Raw genomic sequence first — 19638 nt, 5'->3', positions numbered from 1 at the left:
AATACCCTCGACTTGCCAAAGCTCGTTTCTATCCGGCTCGGCCTGCGCCAGCAGCGCAAAAAGATGCTGCAGCAACGCCTTTTCCTGTTCAGCATCAAGGCTGCGACCGGACCCGGTCTTGCGACCACGCGGCTTGACATCAACAGCGCCCCAGCCGCCTGCAACAAAGGCCTTGTAGGCGGCGATCACGGTGGGCGCACTGAGACCTGCCTGCTTGGCAGCTTGCGCCACCGTAGCACCGTCAATACGCCACTGAACTGCCCGATGCCGACGCTTGTTCAACTCTTCAGGCGATAAATGTTTTACCAACATATTCACACTAACTCATTGAATAATAATGAAAAACATTAAAACACCAGCGTAATAAGCCTGATAACTATCGACAGAGTATAAAACATACTCCTACAATGACAAGCCGACAGACGCAGAACAGCGAAGCCGAGCGATAAACAACACCTCAGCTACCCCTCGGCAGGAATGCTGTAAGCCCGCAAGAAACAACAAGGAAACTGACAATCCATGCAAAGCTGGAGCGTACTGATATCGGTCGTCGCCCTACTGGGCCTGCTCGCCAGCGGTCGCATCCCTCCCGCTATGCTGTTTACAGGCTGGGCCGGCGGCTTTGTCCTGTTCGGGGTAATTGATAGCAGCGACATGCTGGCCAGCTTCGCTAATCCGGCCCTGGCGACGCTGATACTGCTTATGCTGGTTTCACTGGCGCTGGAGCGCTCCCAGGTGCTGGACCTGTTGTCCGAAAAGCTGCTGCGCGGCAGGGAATCAGTGGCTCTGTTACGCCTGATGGGTACCACTGCGATACTGTCCGCCTTCCTTAACAATACAGCGGTGGTCGCCTCCTTTCTCGGTGCCATCAGCCGCCAGCGAAAAATCACTTCGTCGCGACTGCTGATCCCTCTCTCCTATGCCTCGATCCTGGGCGGCATAACCACCCTGATCGGCACCTCGACCAACCTGGTTGTGAGTTCGTTCGCCGTCAATGCAGGGTTGCCGGCACTAGAGATGTTCCAGTTCAGCCTGGTGGGTGTGCCCGTGGCACTACTCTGCATTCTGGTGCTGCTGCTCAGCGCCCGAAACCTGCCTGCCAATCAAACAGACGCACAAGACAGTAGCCTGGAATATTTTCTCAACGCCCTGGTACTCAGCGACTCTGCGCTAATCGGCAAAAGCATCGAAGTAAATAAACTCAGAAACCTGGACGGGCTTTTTCTGCTGGAGATCGAGCGGGATGGTCATCTGATCAGCCCAGTCGGGCCCGAAGAAATTATTCAGGCCGGCGACATTCTGGCATTCACCGGGGAGGTGCAGAAAGTTCAGACGTTGCAGCGCTTTCAGGGACTTGAGCTGTTCGGCAGCCGCGCCGACGACCTGCTCGCCACCAACCTGGTGGAAGTGGTGATATCAAACCAGTCCGAGCTGGCCAACCGCACTCTGCAGGAGGTCGATTTTCGCACCATGTTTAATGCCGGCGTGGTGGGTATAAGGCGGGGGGAAAAGCGCATGCAGCAACAGCTCGGCCGGATCCCACTGAGGGTAGGCGACAGCCTGCTGTTGGCGGTGGGGGCGGACTTCCGCCAGCATCGCAACCTGGACCGAAACTTCCACGTACTGAGTGGATCCTTGCAACGCCCAAGGCTCAGTGATACCCAAAGCGCCCTGGCGCTAAGTGGTTTTGCCGCCGTGATAATCGCAGCCACCATCGGCCTGGTGCCGCTGTTCAATGGCCTGCTGCTGTTGCTCGGTGCACTGCTGGCAAGCCGCATCCTGTCCGTCAGCGAAATGCGTCGGCGCTTCCCGTTCGAGCTGCTGTTAATGGTCGGGTCTGCCTTGACCATTGCCAGGGGCCTGGAAGCCTCGGGCGCAGCACAGCTGGTCGCCAATTTTATCCAGAGTTACGCCAACGGCTTTGGCACAATGGGCGCCTTGGTCGGCGTCTACCTGCTGACTCTGGTACTCACCGAAACCGTGACCAATAATGCAGCGGCAGCACTGGCGTTCCCTATTGCCCTGTCGACAGCCGAAGCCTTTGGCGCCGACCCACTGCCCTTCATCATGATCGTCGCCTTCGGCGCCAGCGCCTGCTTCCTGATCCCCTTCGGCTACCAGACCCACCTGATGGTCTACTCACCGGGGCGCTACCGCTTGCAGGACTATGTAAAAACAGGCCTGCCCGTCAGCCTGACCTATTCCGTCGCTGTGCTGGTACTGGTGCCCTGGGTGTTTCCGTTTTGATTTAACGTTTCGACTTATCGTTTCAGGAATCGGTTTCTGATCAACCGATAGGCTTTGGTCTTAAAATTATCGGGCCGGGCTCGGGCACGCTGAATCGCGAGCAATGCTATCGCAGTTTCGGCATTGATCTGATGGTTCGTCCTGGGGTCGACATAAATCGGATAACTGATCAGCGTACCGGCGACCAGCTCCTCCAGAGTCAAGCGCCGAGTGCGCCTTGAACACTGCAGTCTGTCCTGGGTCAGGCCCCATCCAGCATAGAATGGCATCCCATAGGTCACGACGCTCACACCGCGCAGCAAGGCTTCAAATCCACTAAGGGAACAGAGCGTATGTACCTCATCAACCTGATCCAAAAGATCGGTAATGGCGACATTCTTTACCTCCAGATCGCAGAGACGCGCTGCGTTAATATCACCATAACGCCCCCCTCCCACCACATCGGGATGCGGCTTGTAGATAATAAAAGCATCTGGGTTGGCTGCGCGTGTGGCCTCGAGCAGCCCGAGATTCGTTTTAATAACTGGCGAGCCTTTTGCAATTGAAGCGTCGGTTTCTACCTGCCCCGGCACCAGGATCAGGCGCCGGCCCTGCGGTAAATCAAGTGGTGTCGACGTGCCGGTGTTGTATTTCGACACACGAAGCGAAACAAGTTTTTCCCGCAAGTAACTCCCGCGCTCAATCATATCGGGCGTAAAGTCTGTTTCCTGCAGCAATGCCTCAAGATCACTTGGCGCCGACGCATCGTAATAGATCCCCCGCGAATCAAGCACCAGCGACAAAGGTCGCACCAGGTCAGCACCCAACCCAACCGAACGCACAAACCCATCTTCCATTCGCCAGAGAGTGACTCCGGCACCTGAACAGGCAGAGACAAATTCCGGCTCAAGCGCGCTGGCCCAACTGACGATAGCCGTCTGCGAGTCAACACCCTGAAGCACCGTGGGATGGCGGCGGCCAAAGCGCAGCTGCGCTGCCGATCCGAGAAATGCAGGTACAAAGGAGCGCTTCCAGCGCGAAAATCCGGCTCCCAGCCAGTCACCGCGCAAGCGCTCCTGAACGCGCTTTTGGTCAGCAATCAGCGCGATAGTATCTTCCAGCTCACAGCGTTCCCCGGTGTAGGGGTTAATGTAACGGCAATAGCGCAGATAGGCCGCGGCGAACACTTGCTCTAGCGAACGCTGAACGCCCCGTCGCTCACACGTCTGCTGATCCACAGTGAGGCCCCAGCCGGCATAGAAAGGCATACCGAAACAGTGCACTTCCTTAGCCGCCATCAGCGCCTCAAAGCCAAGCTGGCTCGTAACCACGTAGACCTTGTCAACGGCATCAAGCAATGCCCAGGGCGACAAATCCTCCCCAATCAGCCTGCAGTCGCGCTGCCGGGCAATTTCAAGCAGGTAGCCCTTCTTCTTGCCGCAGATAACATCGGGGTGGACCTTGACCAAAACCTCCGCGCCCGGATTCTGTGCTATCGCAGCGTCAAGCATCTGCGCAAAAGTGGCTTCTTCAGCCAGGCCATAGCCAACCGATGGGTCACCGAATGTCTGATCAACGACCAGTACTCGCAGAGTGCCATCAACTTGCTTGAACAAAGGAATATCAGGCGCGTGGTTGTATTTGGAGAGCCGATAGTGGCGCAGCAGCGCCATACACGCCTGAGCCCGCGCCAGTTGTGCGGCGGAAGAATCCGCCGCTGTAATCAAGCATTCAAGATCACTGGAGCGGGTCGCATCGTAGTAGATGCCAGTAGCGTCCACAATCAGGCTATGCAGTGGCGCTCCCCATACCCCAAGCCCAAGGGATCGCACGAAACCGTCCTCAAGCGACAGGTAAGGCAACCCCTCTGCGCCAGCATAGCGACGGGCTTTGTCCGCAGAGGGTTTCAGCCCCCAGCCCGCCACCTGGCTGATTGCCGTGCGCGGGGTATTCCAGCCAATACGCCGACTGGGTGATTGCAGCAACTGATCCAGAAAGGCTATGCGCGAAATTCCCGCTGAAAAATATCCGATCATAGCGAATTACGTGCAGCTTGCAGCAGCTGAGTGCGATAGTCCTCATCCCCCGCCAACTGCATAATCGCATCAACCCAGGCATCTTTTTCCATCGGTACCAGCAACCCATTGTCACCGTGCCGCACGATACGCTCGTAAATAGCTCCTGGCGCATAAATACCCACTGCACCAGCCTGAGTAATATCAAAAAATTTGGTGTGCGATCGCGCGCGATTGAAAGGCGAATCAAGTAGAGGCGCGAGGCCAACAGTACGCCCGGGCCGCCGCAATAAGGCCTGATACGCGGACCATTTCATCGAGTGCAGTACATGGACCCGCGGCAGGTTAGCAAACAGCTTGCGTACCTTTTGGTTACCGATGATTTCGAATGCAAGCCAGGGTGCACGCTCCAGTACTTCAGCAACAACAGGATATAACCACTCGATCTCGTCATAATGTGAAGCTGACCCATGATAGAACAGCGTTTTGACAGGCTTAGCCTGCCTGGCTGGAGCCTTGGGTTCCAGTAAAATCGGCTGCCAATCGGCGTATTTTTGAGCCAGATATGGGGTAGACACCCAGAGTTGGGCACCCATTTTTTTTAGCCAACCCTGATGGCGCCAGGTCAGATTGAACAGCTTCCAACGGTAGCGTAAAGACATACCTTTGGCGGCGTTGAAATCAAATAGATCATCGTCAATAAATACAACGACCTCACCGACTCGCGCTAAATTTTTCTCCAACCATTGCCTCCACTGTGGCGTGATATATCGCACGAAAACGACAAGTCCAATGTCATCCACATTAGCTGGAGGCGTGTCACACAACTGGTATTGTTCACAACTATAGAAAGCACCATCAAGTTGCGGTAGTACAAAGAAATCCGTCGACGGGTTTGAATGCTGTTCGACTAAAAGCACCCTAGTCATGACGAACTAAAGATTGCAAGGTTTCGGGCCTGAATGGTCAACTTTTCAAACTTCATCGCTCACCTTTCGATCTACTCAATCCAGGGAAAACCAACACGGGGCAACCTTCCAAGACGGAAGTCGGCACGCGAATAATTCAAGTTGGGGTTATAAAACGGGTCACGCTCGATCACTGCCGCCCATCGACTGCGCATATATTCCGATTCCCGCCGAGCTCTTGCCGTCTTAACGGGATCATCGTCCTTCCCCCGCGATACCGACTCATGATGATAGAGCTCAGCATAAGGGGTATATATCACTTTGTAACCGCTTTCTCGCACACGCAGACAATAGTCGACATCATTGAATGCGACAGGCAAGCGTTCTTCTTCAAGACCTCCAAGCGAGAGGTACAGCTCCTTCTGTGTTACCAGGCAAGCCGCCGTAACTGCAGAAAGATCCTGCGCAAGTAACGCTCGACCCATATAACCTGGATCGTCTCCTTCTATAGGGCCATGCAAATGACTGGCACAACCACCCGGCCCCAGAACGTCACCCGCATGCTGTATACGACCATCAGTGAAGTAGAGGCGTGCGCCGACAACGCCAACGCCCGGCTGCAGTAACCTTGATACCATCTCCTCAAGCCAGCCAGGTGTCAGCACCTCTGTATCATTATTCAACAGGCACACGACTTCTCCAGCAGCATGCTCTACCGCAAAATTGTTGATTGCGGAAAAGTTGAAGGCCTGGTTATAACGCAAGATTCTGACCCTGTCGTCTATCTCCACGGTCTCCATGAACGTCAGGGTGTCGCGGCATGTCGACTGGTTGTCGACGATCAGGATCTCGTAATCCGGCCAGGTCGTCCTCGCCAGCAGGCTCTCAATGCAGGGCTTGAGGAAGTGCAGCATATCCCGAGTCGGAACGATGATACTGACCTTCGGCGGAACAGCCGGCAATTCATAGCGCACTCTCAGCAAAGTATCGCGATCCGGCACTACCTCTGCCGCCACACCGCTGCGCCTTAAATGAGACTCAAGACTCTCTTTGTCAGGCACCGAGACCCTACCCGCCTGATGCCAAAGGATCGCAGGCACATGATAAACAGCCTCACTGCCACAAAGACGAGCGAACTCAAGCACCATAGCGTAGGCCGAACCCAGCCCAGTGCTCCGCACGACGTCTCGGAATTCGCCTTCGCGAATGGCCAGCAGGTCGCCTACATAAGCGGAACTGCGCGCCAGCTCCAATGAAAAGTCTGGTTTAAACTGCGGCTCGCGGCGCTCGCCATCCGTAGACAAGTAATCGTGATCCGAGTACATCAATGCCACACCGGAGCGACTCAACGCCTCGCAGGCAAGCCAGGCCATCGCCCAGGGCGCCAAAACCACTGCGGTGGACACATATACCACCCAACGCCCTTGCCCGACAGGCTCTTGCAGCAGTTCCGCTTCGGTGACCAGACTCAAGCCCGCAAGGCTGTTATCAAGCGCAGCGCGTTGCGACAGGGTATCCTCAATCAAAATCCGGGATATTGCCCGCACCTCCCATTGCCTCGCCACAGCCTCGACGGATTGCCTCACCGCAGACATGTCGCCCATGCCCCTTGCATCGATCAGAACACTGAACTCTAACCCGGCGGCATCCTGGCGTTTCAAACGCTTGCGCAACCGCTTGGCCTGCCGGGGGGTCACCTCCTCGAACCTCTGGATCCACTCCTTGTAACAAGGAGCAGGAAAGTAGGCTCGCAGCTTGCTGACCTGCCGATAACTACGGTGCGGCTCAAGCAACCCCGCGGGCCAACTTAACCCAAGAACCCGTCGCTGAGACAACGGCATCCCGGGCAGAGCGCCAAACACTCGACTCCACATCAGCAGCCGCGCCATCACAGACGTCACCCGGCGTACAGTGAGCTGTAGTGGCTCGACATCCGCTCCCCCTGCTTGCGCAAGGACCGATAGATTTAGCGACTTCGCCGGAATCGATACGAGCTCGAAAATACGCCCCTTCAGCGTTACGGGAAGGGGCATCCGCTCCACACCTTCCTGGCCATCGACGAGAGTCCAGGCGGCGAGCTCTCCATTACCTGATGGCAGCTGGCAATCAATCAGATACCAGCCTTTGACCAAGCTAGAACCCGAACTACCCTGCAACGCCATCAGCTCTCTGTTCCTGTCGGGGCCGAAAAAACGCTATCCCCTAGAAGCTGGCCAGTTTCACTTACGGTGCAGCTGACACGGTCGCCCGACGTAAGCTTCAGCGGCAGTTGAAAACTGACATAACCTCCACGCGGCGGGTTAAGCCTGCACAAATGCGCGGCGAAGTCACGCGCGATGACACGGCCTTGCAGCTGACCATTAACAGCAATATCGACCACCACCGGCTGATCACTCAGGCCTGCCCACCAGGCCCAACCACCAACATGGCTGGCCTTGACCTGGGTCAACAGACCATGAACATAAGGCTGGCCTTTGCAAAACAATTGCCAGCGCTCCTCGAAAAGCACCAGACAACGGCGATAGAATATTAGATCTGTTCGGTTGAACTCTTTTAGTTCGCGCAGCTCTTCTTCACCGAAGTGGTGCGTGCGACCGATACTGCCGCCCCCCAAATTATCCTCGCGACGGGAAACGCCAAAGCCTGTCAACTCATTAAGCATGTCCAGACTTTCGTTGTACCGCTCGGTCACACCAACGAATCCTGCACTAATCAAGGGCACCTCTTTGAAAGCGCGACTCAAGCGATTATGCATCCGAGATTGCGAATAGAACTCTCTGAAGCTGCCCTTGTAACCTTTAACCCGTACGAAGTGCTGGTACTCAGAGGCGATACGCTGAAGGGGCTCACGTACAAAAGTGATGATATTCTCGACGCCGAAACCATTCACAAAACGGTTGCAGTTCATGTGACCGCCAACTAGAGCTGCACCACTCTCATAACAGGCGCTATAAAAGGCCCAAAAATCCTGATTCTGATAAATATGCTTTTGAGCAATCACCGATGTTTCCGGAGACTGCGCACCATAATCATAAACGATGCGATCAGCCCCCAGAGCCTGCTCTGCACCCAAGCGGAAACTGGTACCTGCGGTTTTAGGAATGTGAACAAATAGACGTATGGTCATTTACTTATAAAAACTCTAACTATAAACGATTACTCAGGACTGTCGATAAGACCTCTGACAGCGCTTTTTTCATACTTGAAAGGCCATAGAGCCGAGAGGCCCTCAACCTTGCTGCCTCACCCATGCGCAAGCGCCCGCTTTCATCTACTGCTAGTCGCTCTAGATAATCCGCAAGCCTGGATACATCCCGAAATGGAGCAAGATAGCCGGTTTTACAGTGCACGACCAGCTCCGGCAAAGCACCCCAGCGGTAACAGACAACAGGTCGCCCAGCAGCCATCGCTTCGAGAACGGTTCGCCCGAAAGACTCTTCAAAGTGCGACAGGTTGACGACGACGTCAGCCTGCGCCAGTGCCGCCCGCGCGGAGTGCGCGTAACCAGCCAGCTCCAGCCTTGACGGCAGCTCGCCCTTAGCGGCGATAACCCTCAATCTTTCCACATGGGTATTTTCCGGCCCGATAAGCAGGCAACGAATATGGCTGCCGCGGCGCTCAAGTAACCGCGCCAGTTCAATGAAGTCGTCCAGCCCCTTCTTTGGAAGGTTACTGCTGATCAGGGCCACCGAGAGACCGGGGCCTTCAGGCAAAGGCACATCAAAAGCCGACATATCGACGATATTGGGAATCAGGAAACTACGGTCAGCACCATAATAGTGTGCCAGGCAGGCAGAGTTGGCGACCAACACGCCAGAATTGCTGCGCACCTGCTCGACGACTTGCTCGGGAGTGGCCATCAGCAGTTCACACAAGGCAGGATCGTGAGCCGGCATTTCCCGGCCGTGAACGACCACCGGCACGCCGGTGCGACGCGCGGCTTTCAGGGGCTCGTCGAGCACGACGGTATTGACGTACACCAGCCTTACTGAGTAGCGCTGAATCAGCGCCGTCAGGCAGTCGACAGTGGGCTTCTGCGTTTCCCGCCCACGCCGCCACCATAGCAGCGGCACAATTGCGACCTGCTGGCACAGCCCGGATAAGGCGTCCAGATACGCATCATTAATCGCAGACGGCAGCACAACAATGACATTGAGCCGCAGCGACTGCATCGCGCGCGCCAGGTCCAGCAGGCTGCGTTCTGCACCGTATAACTCGCGCCCGGCCTGGTGGCCGCAAAGCATCACCCAGGGTCTGGCCTCCGTCTCCGGCAGGCGCCCTTCGAATACTGGTCGCGCTGCCAATCCCTGCTCCCGACCTTCCCGGACAAAGTGCAGAATCGGTCTTTGCTCCCCGATCAGCCCCGCATAAAATGCCCGGTAGCCGCTGGTGCTGAACGCCGGCCCTGGGTCTCGCCCCTCGGCTTCCCCCTGCACCCAATAGTGTTCCCAAGGATCAACCAGCAAATCCCGAACATCAGGATTCGCCAGCACGTACCACCGCGGATCGAACAGACCCGACTCCAACACCAATGCTTTGTCCCAGCCCGGCACCGACGGCGGGGTCCTATCGTCGCACAGACTCGCCGGCGCGAAGAAGGGCCGTTGTGAGGGTCGTTCCGGCAAATGGAGTGCACCGACGGCAAGCGCCTGCGCGTGCCATTGGCGGGCCGCGTTTTGATAACGATAGCGCACGCCCCAAAACTGGCCACTCAGACTCGTTTCTTTACTCCGGGTCAGAGAAGTTGGAAGGCTCCTGCCGAACGACAAAGGTACACCCGGCATGACCTCCCCAATGGCATCCTCTCCGAACGCCGCACGCATACGGTAATAGAACTCAGTATCACCATCGGCCCGCACCCGGTCCCAAAAACCCAGGGATTCGTGAACGTCCCGGCGGAGCATTAACGACGAGACATTCCGGTAAACCCAGCTACTCTCAACCCGCCAGTGATGAAAGCGCAATTCAGGCGTGCAGCGCACCCAATGCGACAGCACCCCTTTCAGTTTGGGATTATCCATCAGCGCACCTACCTGCAACTCGATCTTGCTGGGGTGCGACCAGTCATCGCTGTCATGCACGGTGATGAAAGCGCCAGTTGCTGCCGCCAGCCCCCGATTCCGCGCGGCATAAGCACCAGAATTCCGGGGCTGCCGACATAACCGGTAACAGCGCCCCGGCCGCTGCGAACGACGAATAAAGGCTTCTGTAATCTCAACACTGCGATCGCTGCTGGCGTCGTCGACAATCAGCACTTCCAGGTTCGGCCAGGTCTGACCGCTGAGCGAGCGCAACGCCGTTTCCAGCGTCGCTTCGGCATTGAAAAGAGGAACAATTGCAGACACCAAAGGTGCCTCTGCCACCTGGCGTTCGTCGAATACAGGCCCTGGCGCCGCCAGCCTATCGAGAGGGGACACACCTTCGGCTGTAAGCTCTTCCACCGGGCCAAGACCCACGGACGCGAACAGCCCGTTGATCCCATTGAGCCAACTGCCCGCTGTTGGGACGCCTGAGGCACCTGTACCCGTGACTAGGCAAAGCGAGATACTCGCGAGTTGACGGTCAGTTTCGGAGGCCCTTTCAGTAAGTGCTCCAGCCAACAATGCGGCCGCCTCATCGAGGCGGCCAGTTTCGAGCAACAACTCGAACAGCAACAACAAGGGTCCGGCATGCCTCGGCGACTGATAGCGCCCGCCGCGAAACCGATCAAGCAGATCCAGCGCTTTAGAATGCTCCGGCTGGGCGGAAACATACCAGCGAGCACAGGCCCAAGCCGCGTATTCTCTCTCGCCTGCAGCGGCAGTGTCGTTTTCTGCAAGGGACTGCAAACTGGCCAGCATATCGCCGCAGCCACGCCAGAGATGCGCTTCCCAGGCCAGTGCCCGGTTTGGGCCGGGCAGGCGCCCTTCCCGCCGACCATAGCGCAGGTAATGCACCAGTGGATCCATGCCGGACGCCGTGATATCTGGGTACTGGGTCAGATACCAGGCAGCGTCAAAATCGATTTCCGCCGCCAGGCCCGCCTCACCAGGTTTCTTTAGCAATAGGCGCAGCAAGCGGCCAACGAATGGCAGGCGGCCTGCATCAATCAAATACCGTCTCCCGGCCCTCGTCCTTGCCGAACTTGAGGTAGTGCACCAGAGGATTCATGCCTGATTCGCGGACATCGGGATATAACCGCAGATAAAATGCCGAATCGAAATCGGGCCCCGGATTACGCCCCTCAAAGCCCCCGAACTTCAAGTAATGACGGACTGGCTCTTTTGCGAAAGCCCTCTCTGCAGCGATATCCGGATGCTGAGCCAGATACCAGTCGGCATCAAACAAACCGCTCTTCGCGATCAGCTTCAGTTGTTGCCGCTCAGTCTTGTTGCCTGTAGTGAAACCTGCCAGCCCGCGCGCCCAGGATTCCCTTTTTCCATCAACAATGCTTGCGGACGTGGCGGATACCGAACGTTGCGCTTCCAGCAGGCGGGTCAGAACAACCAGCTCCTCCGTCCGGGTTTCGAGGCCTATCTCCAGTTCACGCTGTAACCGCTGCAAATTCACGACCTCGCCACGCAGTTCCTGCAACGCCAGATCCGATTCTTTTTGCGCCCGCTCAGACCGCTCCAGCTTCTGCTGCAATGCCTCGATCTGCCGGGTACCCTGCTGCCGCTTGTCTTCTTCCTCTTTCAGGCGTTGCGTCAGGTGCGCAATCTCTTCAAAGCGCTCAGCCTGTTCAGCCTTATGATGGGCCAGGAAATGAAAAGCGTTTTCGAGCTGTTTTTTCTTGTCCAGGAATAGGGACTTCAGCTTCGAACCCCGAACCTCGGGCTCTTTATCGTTCATCTTGTAACCTTGCTTGCTAATAATCCTGATGGTCTTTACCGCGTGCAAACAACTTCATCCCAGAGCGTTCAGCACATAGCGACATTCCGGCCCCCGCCCGGGTGAGGCCTTACATCCTGAGCCGTGGGGCTTCACCCAATGCTTTGGGCAGCTCAGATTTGCTCGATTACGGCCGCGAGACGCACAGCCGCCTGCCGCGCTACTGCGGCGTCGACGGCCTCGACCATAACACGAATCAACGGCTCGGTACCCGACTTGCGCAGCAGTACCCGCCCGATGCTCGCCAGCTCAGTTTCAATCTGCTGCAAGGTCGTCTGGACCTGTGGCTGACCCAACGGATCTGAGCCGCTCACAAGCGAATAACCAACATTGATCAGCGTTTGCGGATAGCGCTGCATTTTTCCGGTCAAGGCGTGCAAAGGCAGGGGTGGGGACTCGGTGGACATCAGCTTTAGTACCTGCAGCGAAGCAATAATGGCATCCCCGGTGGAACCGTGGTCGAGCAGCAGGATATGACCAGAATTTTCACCGCCCAGGCGCCATCCCGACTCTCGCAGCTGTTCGCTGACATAGCGGTCGCCGACCTTCGCACGTAAAAACTCCACGCCCAGTTCCTTTAGCGCAAGCTCGAGGCCGAGATTCGACATCTGAGTCCCCACCACACCGCCGGTATAGCCCTGGGCGCGGGCATCCTTTGCCAGCAGGTACAGAATCTGGTCGCCGTCGACAACTTCTCCAAGGGCATCGACCATCATGATCCGATCCGCGTCGCCATCAAGTGCAATGCCGACATCCGCCCCCTGCGCAACCACCGCCTCCACAAGGCTCTTTAAGTCGGTCGCTCCACAGCCCGCATTAATATTCATGCCATCGGGCTGGTCGTGAATGCTGATAACTTTAGCGCCGAGCTCTTCGTAGACTTTAGCGGCCACCTTGTAGGCGGCGCCATTAGCGCTGTCGACGACGATCTTAAGCCCACGCAGGCTAAGGCCAGCGGGGAAGGTACCCTTGCAGTACTCGATATAGCGCCCGGCAGCATCCTCGATACGCCGCGCCTTGCCCAGCTGCTCCGAGGGCACACAGTCGATACCATTCGCCAGCGCCTGTTGCAACAGCGCCTCGATAGCCTGCTGCTGCTCGTCGCTGATCTTGGCTCCCTGGCCGGAAAAGAATTTGATGCCGTTGTCATAATAAGGATTGTGCGAAGCGCTGATCACCACCCCCGCATTCGCCCGAAAGGTCGACGCCAGATAGGCGACAGCCGGTGTGGGCAATGGTCCGACCAGAGCGATACCGACACCCGCCGCGGACAATCCCGCCTCGAAGGCCGATTCCAGCATATAACCGCTGGCGCGGGTATCCTTGCCGATCAGTACCTCGCTGGTTCCATCCGCGCCCAGTACCTTGCCGGCCGCCCAGCCCAATTTCATGACGAATTCCGGCGTCATCGGAAATTCACCGACGCGGCCACGAATACCATCAGTGCCAAAAAACTTGGATTGCATACAGTTCACCCTGAAAGTCTTTTAACGGAACTTTTACACCAAAACAACTAAATATTTCGAAAAGCCCAAGCACGCCACACATGCTCCTATCAACCGGAAAGGCTACTAGAAGTAGCGCCAGCTTTGCAGCAGATGTCATGTATTTCAAGAACTTAAAAAAATATTAGCCTAAAAAACAAAATTAAATTCGCTATGAACATGAAGCCCTAAACGCTTTTTAAAAAGAACCCTTATAATCTGACTACTTTCATAACTATTGGCTTTATAAGAGATACAGCTTAATACACGATCTTTTCTTATACCGGTAGCGAACGAAATATTATCCGGAGCATCTCCTCTAAAAGAAATCTCCATTCTTTTTCCGTCCTGAGCCGAAATAGAAATCAACCCATCGTCAATATTTATCTTTTTATCACTAGGCACATGCCAAAGCAATGTATAATTCCTCTCAAAAATATCATCCGACTGAATTGTATCAACAACTTGAAGTGAAGTGGCCGCCTTATCAAAAAGCACCTTTCTTACTTGAGAAATGCCATCCAAGACGCCAATTTGCATGGAAACATAAGGTTTATGTTCATCTTCACTTGAGGACAACACCTTCCATGAAGCCAACCTATTCTCAAAACTTTCTGAGTAGCGCGTGTTTTCTATTATTGGAACATTATGTGCCAACCGACTTCTCATATATTTTCTTACAGGGTCGTTATTCACGTAATTATAGAGTCCCGAGTCGATCAACCAATCTTCTCCTCCGGCATACAGACTGATATGACCTTCATCCTGCTGGTGATGGTAACGACTTGAACATCCCACCTTGGTGATCAGATGGAAGGCATTACTGAAGTCTCCTTTGGAGGGCCAGCGATCACGGAAAACAGCATAGCCAGACTGGGGATACACGCGATTTAAAGCAGGTGGTATTGTTCCCTCCTGTCCCTGAGTCAGGGCGTAAAGAAAATACCGATACTCCGGCGTATCTCCGAACATATCCCGGTAGGCGTCCGATGTAGGCAACTGCTCAGTATCGCCAATGGGCGGCAAAAGGCCATCAGGACGCAGGATATGCGTTATAAAGCCCAACGCTTTAGTAGAAAAGTGCTCAAACTGTTCAGCGAGATCACCCAGCAAGTTAGCCGGATAATCTTTTAATATGCCAATAAAGACCTTAAACACAAAGATATGATAAGCGGGACTATTCTCGACGTGGACCCCCTCCCTGGTAAACGAAAAGTTCAGTTCACTACTGATGCGGCGAATGGCTTTTTGCCGCCACTCACCAGCCTGCACACCGTCAAAAACTGTTCCCAGCAACAGAAGCACTCTGGCCTGTTCCAGACCATGGTTAGTGTGTTCGGAATAGAAGCTGTCCTTAGCTAGCCACTGTCCATGTACCACCAATGCATTCTCCATATATTGGAGAAACTTGGCATGCAGCTCGGCCCACTCGGGCGCATAATACCGACAGTAAAAAACAAACAGTATCAACTGCTCTGCACGTAGTGCAGTGGCATGGTCGTGCCAAATAAACTCAAAAGGGTAGGTGGTATCTGTTTGTAGGTACTTATCTAACCAGGATTGTATGGCCTCACAACCAAAACCCAGTACTTCATCATTACGAACTGCCCGATGGTGCGCCAGCAAATACGGTAGAAAAGAGAACCAATTCAGCCTCCACTGCCAGCTGCGATTATTAAGCGGATCCTGCTCCCAGCTATCCCAACCAGAATGGTTCACAGCCTCAAAAGGAGCAAGTTCTAACTTCTTATTTTCAAAAAGATTCTCTCCCAGCAATATATTATTCGAAGCAGACAATAGCTGTTCAAGTCGCTTATGAACGCAATATTTTAATTCAAACGAGTCATCTGATCTTAATATCATGAATACCTGTTTCTTATTTTCGAGTGAGTAGAAAGGTGCACATCCACGCTGAAAGTCGCATAGTAATTGATAAACATCGGAAGCAAGCAAACTTAACTTTTCATCATCCACATCCAAGGCTTTATTTCTTCCCGGCTGAACTTTCAACAAAAACTCAGGATTCAACACTAGCATATCTTCATCTTTAGACCGGCCAGCCAAATTAAGAGCAGTGCTACTACCAAGACAGCGAGATTTTGTTAACAAACGAAACCAAGCATTTCGTACTTTAGTTTCCAGCCTCATAGTGTTTAACTGCCGAATCAACTCTACCTCTTCAGGCTGAAGGCTAACATTACTAATCTGAGGCACCTCTATTGGAAGCTTTTCTTGGACTAGCCAGTTTAAAATGCCTTCTACAACTCTAGAACCAAAGTCAAACACTCGAACAGATGAGTCCGAAACCTTTTCTAGTTTATTTACAACAGCATCCACATCAACTAACTGACGTACAGAGGTTAACTCAGCAAAGTCGAGAAGAGTAAGTGGCGTCGAGTAAATACTCATCAGCGGTGATAACTGATTCACGACTGCCTGTTTATAGTAGGATTTAAAGAAACCTTTCGAATCACGCTTAATCAAGAGTAATTCCAAGGAGCCAAGCAGCTTAATTTTCTCAAAAAACTCTACCCAACGGGACTCTTCAATATGGTATAGCTGATTAACAATAGATTCTGTTGATAGAATAATCGTATGAATATTATCATGCTGAGCAAGCTCTTTCTTGAGCACTTTCAAGGCTTGATCAACACGATTTAAACGTAAAAGACGAAATAGCTCCTCGTGCTTGGTAGACTCTCCTATCATTAGTACTTCTGGGTAAAGCACTCCATTTTTCTTCAACAGACACCTATAGTGAAACAATGTATCTTGAAGAGCTGTTGATGCCGACTTTGGGTACCCAACATGAATCAGAAAGCGGTATTTAAACACTTAAAATCCTACTTAATTCAGTCATCCCAATGAGTAACCAAACTCATTTATTTCAAACCTATGCACACTTTCAATTTTTTTCTTAAGACAAACATGCCTTGAGTAAATATCAATCAGATCATAAGACTCAGGACTTCTAATCCCTGATTTGGCCTTAATTGAGCTGAAAGAATTATACAATCCCTTCAGTTTTGGAAAAAAATCCTCTAAAGACAATATACCTTCTTTCAATTTTTCATATCTTATAAAATTATCAACAACGAGTCGCTCAGCTATGTAATATTGCTTGTGATTGACACCTAGGTATGCCTCCCCCTCACCTCCGATATACCACTCAGAAAGCCTCGAAATATCCGCAGCCGGTCCGTTGTGATAAAAGAACAAAGAGACATACACATCAAAAGGATTTCGAACAATTGAAACTTTTTTCAACGAATTCCACGCCCCGCTGCCAAGTTTCTTCCTTGCTTCAGCTGCAGAAATGTGGTTTCTAAATACTACCTGGCCTTTTTCATCCATAAAGTTTCGAGGCGAAGTGAATCCCAACGCTTTCCTAAGCTCCTCGTCATTTGGGGATACCGGAGTGACAATATCATTATTACCAGCATAGCGACTAAGAGCAATCTCAAAAGACGTGCCAGCAACTTTTCTAGGCTTCAAGAAAATAAAATTATCTTTTAACAGTACCAATTCTGATTCCCAATAACTAAAAAACTAAATACCAAAATGCATAAACTAAACTACCACCGACAATCACTTATTTAACAAAAACACGTTATACATTAAGGTCCAAAATGTGTTAGCACACTGCCTACAATTCGCTTACTTATTTTATTACACACAAAATAGCGTTTAAAAGCCAAGTACCGTATCTATTCCGCCATTCCAAGCCAAAGAAGACTATAATGACTTAGACTGTTCGATAGACTTGACGATATCTACATACGCTCCATCAGATACATTTCTAAAAATAGAAAAGGTACTCTTATAACTTAAGCAATTATCGACAGTTATTTTACCAATAATTTTTGAAGGACTACCTGCCACAATCGATAAATGCGGGACATCCTGTATTACAACAGCGTTAGCTCCAACAATACTCATACTTCCTATTGTCACACCTCCTAAAATTACAGCACCGGTTGCGACATAAGCGTACTTATCAATCAAGGGCACATAAACTCTTTTGCCATCTTCTGATATTCTATACTTTGATCTAGCCCGCCCACCAATCGTCACATTGGAACCAATTACCGCATAATCTCGTATTTCACAGTCGTTATGGATAATCAATCCTATACCACCATAAGCAAACTTTACACCTTTTCCAATTTTCGAAGAATTTGGCACATGTGAATTATGTAACAAGTGATTTAGCTGATAACATTTATTCGCCTCTTTTAAATCCCCGCTATTCAATTTAGCTTGTGCTACCTCCCATATATCCGTTACTGACGGTAATGGAGAATCCAGTAAATCACCGAAAATGGAGATTATCTTTTCAACAGAATTTTCATTTTTCGACATATCAATTCAGTCCCTGTCACCAGAAGTAAGCAATGCTACCAAGAATTCAATAGCTGCATCTTTCACTTCAGCGTCTGTAGGAGCTATTGTTTCTTCTGGATACATACTAAAATCACCAGAAAACAAATCATTCCTACCAAGCCATTTATTCGCTACCATACGATTACTTTGATCAAACAGCCCATAAAACCTTTCGGCACTCTCTCGCCCCGGATAGAATCTTGCATGCAATTGTTTTGCCTTTTTAGCATAAGGCTGAGTTATACCTGATATACCAGCTTGCTTATACAAGTCCAAATTTTCTTTAGAAAGTCTTTCATTTAGACAACGCACAAACTCGAGTGTCGCTGCTGATAATGAAGAGTTTTCTTTCGTCTCAGCACTTTTGGATACAGGAAAACTAACCCCAATAGCATCTTGAAAATCTGAAATAACATTGCCAGAAATCGTATATTCGGGATCTAGAGTTCTTACTTTTATAACTGACTCTCCGAAAACATTAGACCATTTCTGCAAAATTTTATCATATAAAAAAGCCGGAGTTGGTGTACTTGAAAAAGAAAACGAGTCATGAAACAACTTATAGCGCCCTGATATAACTTGAGTATTATATCCACTAACAGCCATTAGATCCTGACGACGAAAATAAACTATCACTGAAATGGATGAAAAATATGGGCTAATGAAATCATAAAGGTATTGTATTTCCCTCTGACCCAGCGATGCCAACTGCTCACATGAAATAATTACTTTATTATAATCCTGCCCAGCTTCAAGAAATTTTTTAATATTCGCTTCAACTCGAGATATTATTTTATTTTTTTCATTTCCGTCTTTTGCATTTCTTAAATATATTCCTGCATCATACTCACCAAACTTACCTTTCAGAAAACTAAAAATCATCCTATGATTTTTCTTTCCTAAAAAATCAGGTATCAAAAAATCCCTTACGGACAGTTCATTTCTAGATTCATAAATGAAATTTTGAATTGTACTTGATGCCGACTTTGGCATTCCGATATGCAGATATAACTTCATATTTTATACTTCAACCTACTCTAAAATTCTATTAGTTATATTTCTTAAATAACGAAATAGCCTCACTCACACCATGATTTTTCCCATGAGCGGACTGAGGCCTAATTTCTACATACATGGGCTGTTTGAACGAATGCAAATGAGTTATAAAATCAAGACCTTGTTCAGATAAATAGTTTGATCCTTCAAGCTGGTTGAAGCATAAAAAATATTTGCATGACGTTCTTAGAATCAAAATTTTCTTTAAATCATTATACTCACTCTGTTCGTTTCCATTGAAGATAGGGGAAAAAAACTTAAACATTCCATTACAAGAGTACTTGGACCCCAAAAGCAGGGTCTGAGGAACATTAGCATATATCGCACGAGCCCCTAACAGGTGCCCGTAGAGAATACTGGCATAGCCGCCCATACTAGAGCCCCACATATAAAGCCTGCCATTGCCTGCATACTCTCTTACATAACGTAGGATCTCTGCCATAGCATCCACCCAAAATAGATCTCCACTTTCTCCTAGATACCAAGACCCCAGCCCTTCGTAGCCATAATTATCCATTGGACACACAACATTCCAATTAGGGCTTTTAAAACCCGATGGCGTTGATGAATAGCCATGCCCGTGAAATATAAACAATATAGGCTTATCTTTATCCTGAGCAGGCGTGAAGTAAAAAACAAAATTTCGACCGCTCACCTCAATTTCAATTCTTTGCGTATCCATTTTCTACAGCAAGC

Annotated in this window: 13 protein-coding genes; 1 reads left to right on the top strand and 12 read right to left on the bottom strand. The window is 51.3% G+C overall.

Going from position 1 to position 19638, the window contains the following annotated elements; genetic code table 11:
• Positions 1–519: 519 nt before the first annotated feature.
• Positions 520–2247: an SLC13 family permease gene (locus MPRO_RS17490; protein WP_067295838.1), complete on the top strand. Its 1728-nt coding sequence runs from the start codon at positions 520–522 to the stop codon at positions 2245–2247.
• Positions 2248–2261: 14 nt separating this feature from the next.
• On the opposite strand, the gene MPRO_RS17485 is transcribed toward MPRO_RS17490, so the two are convergent.
• The 12 genes from MPRO_RS17485 to MPRO_RS17435 all read right to left on the bottom strand — a co-directional run bounded on the left by MPRO_RS17485 (position 2262) and on the right by MPRO_RS17435 (position 19624).
• Positions 2262–4262, bottom strand: coding sequence for a capsule polysaccharide biogenesis protein (locus MPRO_RS17485; RefSeq protein ID WP_067295834.1), 2001 nt, complete (start codon positions 4260–4262; stop codon positions 2262–2264).
• Positions 4259–4984, bottom strand: a complete 726-nt coding sequence (locus MPRO_RS17480; protein WP_245635126.1) for a glycosyltransferase family protein — start codon at positions 4982–4984, stop codon at positions 4259–4261. Before MPRO_RS17480 ends, MPRO_RS17485 begins: the two co-directional genes overlap by 4 nt.
• A gap of 257 nt (positions 4985–5241) precedes the next feature.
• A complete protein-coding gene (locus tag MPRO_RS17475; protein ID WP_067295828.1) occupies positions 5242–7311 on the bottom strand; it encodes a glycosyltransferase family 2 protein in 2070 nt (689 codons plus the stop codon).
• A complete protein-coding gene (locus MPRO_RS17470) occupies positions 7311–8276 on the bottom strand; it encodes a sulfotransferase family protein (protein WP_067295825.1) in 966 nt (321 codons plus the stop codon). The genes MPRO_RS17475 and MPRO_RS17470 overlap by 1 nt, the downstream gene beginning before the upstream one ends.
• 19 nt (positions 8277–8295) lie before the next feature.
• Entirely contained in the window at positions 8296–11241 is a 2946-nt protein-coding gene (locus MPRO_RS17465; protein WP_067295822.1) for a glycosyltransferase, read from the bottom strand.
• Complete coding sequence (locus MPRO_RS17460) at positions 11234–11980, bottom strand: hypothetical protein (RefSeq protein WP_067295818.1); 747 nt, start codon at positions 11978–11980, stop codon at positions 11234–11236. Before MPRO_RS17460 ends, MPRO_RS17465 begins: the two co-directional genes overlap by 8 nt.
• A 152-nt stretch (positions 11981–12132) precedes the next feature.
• Positions 12133–13485, bottom strand: coding sequence for a phosphoglucosamine mutase (glmM, locus tag MPRO_RS17455; RefSeq protein WP_067295813.1), 1353 nt, complete (start codon positions 13483–13485; stop codon positions 12133–12135).
• Between the two features lie 168 nt (positions 13486–13653).
• Entirely contained in the window at positions 13654–16338 is a 2685-nt protein-coding gene (locus MPRO_RS17450; protein ID WP_158651857.1) for a heparinase II/III family protein, read from the bottom strand.
• A gap of 21 nt (positions 16339–16359) precedes the next feature.
• The gene (locus tag MPRO_RS17445; RefSeq protein WP_158651856.1) at positions 16360–17028 is read right to left on the bottom strand and encodes a hypothetical protein; all 669 of its coding nucleotides are present in this window, start codon (positions 17026–17028) and stop codon (positions 16360–16362) included.
• Between the two features lie 210 nt (positions 17029–17238).
• Positions 17239–17865, bottom strand: a complete 627-nt coding sequence (locus MPRO_RS25180; protein WP_082708944.1) for a serine O-acetyltransferase — start codon at positions 17863–17865, stop codon at positions 17239–17241.
• A 6-nt stretch (positions 17866–17871) separates the two neighbouring features.
• Positions 17872–18903 (bottom strand): hypothetical protein, encoded by a 1032-nt coding sequence (locus tag MPRO_RS17440; protein WP_158651855.1) that lies wholly within the window; start codon positions 18901–18903, stop codon positions 17872–17874.
• A 31-nt stretch (positions 18904–18934) separates the two neighbouring features.
• A complete protein-coding gene (locus MPRO_RS17435) occupies positions 18935–19624 on the bottom strand; it encodes an alpha/beta hydrolase family protein (RefSeq protein WP_067295800.1) in 690 nt (229 codons plus the stop codon).
• Between the last annotated feature and the right edge of the window lie 14 nt (positions 19625–19638).

The organism is Marinobacterium profundum (genome assembly GCF_001528745.1).
Classification (GTDB): domain Bacteria; phylum Pseudomonadota; class Gammaproteobacteria; order Pseudomonadales; family Balneatricaceae; genus Marinobacterium_A; species Marinobacterium_A profundum.
This window is presented reverse-complemented; position numbering and strand designations above follow the sequence as displayed.

Bases quoted from the DNA above. Each gene is read 5' to 3' on its own strand.
- MPRO_RS17490 (WP_067295838.1), top strand. From the start codon at position 520: ATGCAAAGCTGGAGCGTACTGATATCGGTCGTCGCCCTACTGGGCCTG.
- MPRO_RS17485 (WP_067295834.1), bottom strand. From the start codon at position 4,262: ATGATCGGATATTTTTCAGCGGGAATTTCGCGCATAGCCTTTCTGGAT.
- MPRO_RS17475 (WP_067295828.1), bottom strand. From the start codon at position 7,311: ATGGCGTTGCAGGGTAGTTCGGGTTCTAGCTTGGTCAAAGGCTGGTAT.
- MPRO_RS17470 (WP_067295825.1), bottom strand. From the start codon at position 8,276: ATGACCATACGTCTATTTGTTCACATTCCTAAAACCGCAGGTACCAGT.
- MPRO_RS17460 (WP_067295818.1), bottom strand. From the start codon at position 11,980: ATGAACGATAAAGAGCCCGAGGTTCGGGGTTCGAAGCTGAAGTCCCTA.
- glmM (WP_067295813.1), bottom strand. From the start codon at position 13,485: ATGCAATCCAAGTTTTTTGGCACTGATGGTATTCGTGGCCGCGTCGGT.
- MPRO_RS25180 (WP_082708944.1), bottom strand. From the start codon at position 17,865: ATGTCGAAAAATGAAAATTCTGTTGAAAAGATAATCTCCATTTTCGGT.
- MPRO_RS17440 (WP_158651855.1), bottom strand. From the start codon at position 18,903: ATGAAGTTATATCTGCATATCGGAATGCCAAAGTCGGCATCAAGTACA.
- MPRO_RS17435 (WP_067295800.1), bottom strand. From the start codon at position 19,624: ATGGATACGCAAAGAATTGAAATTGAGGTGAGCGGTCGAAATTTTGTT.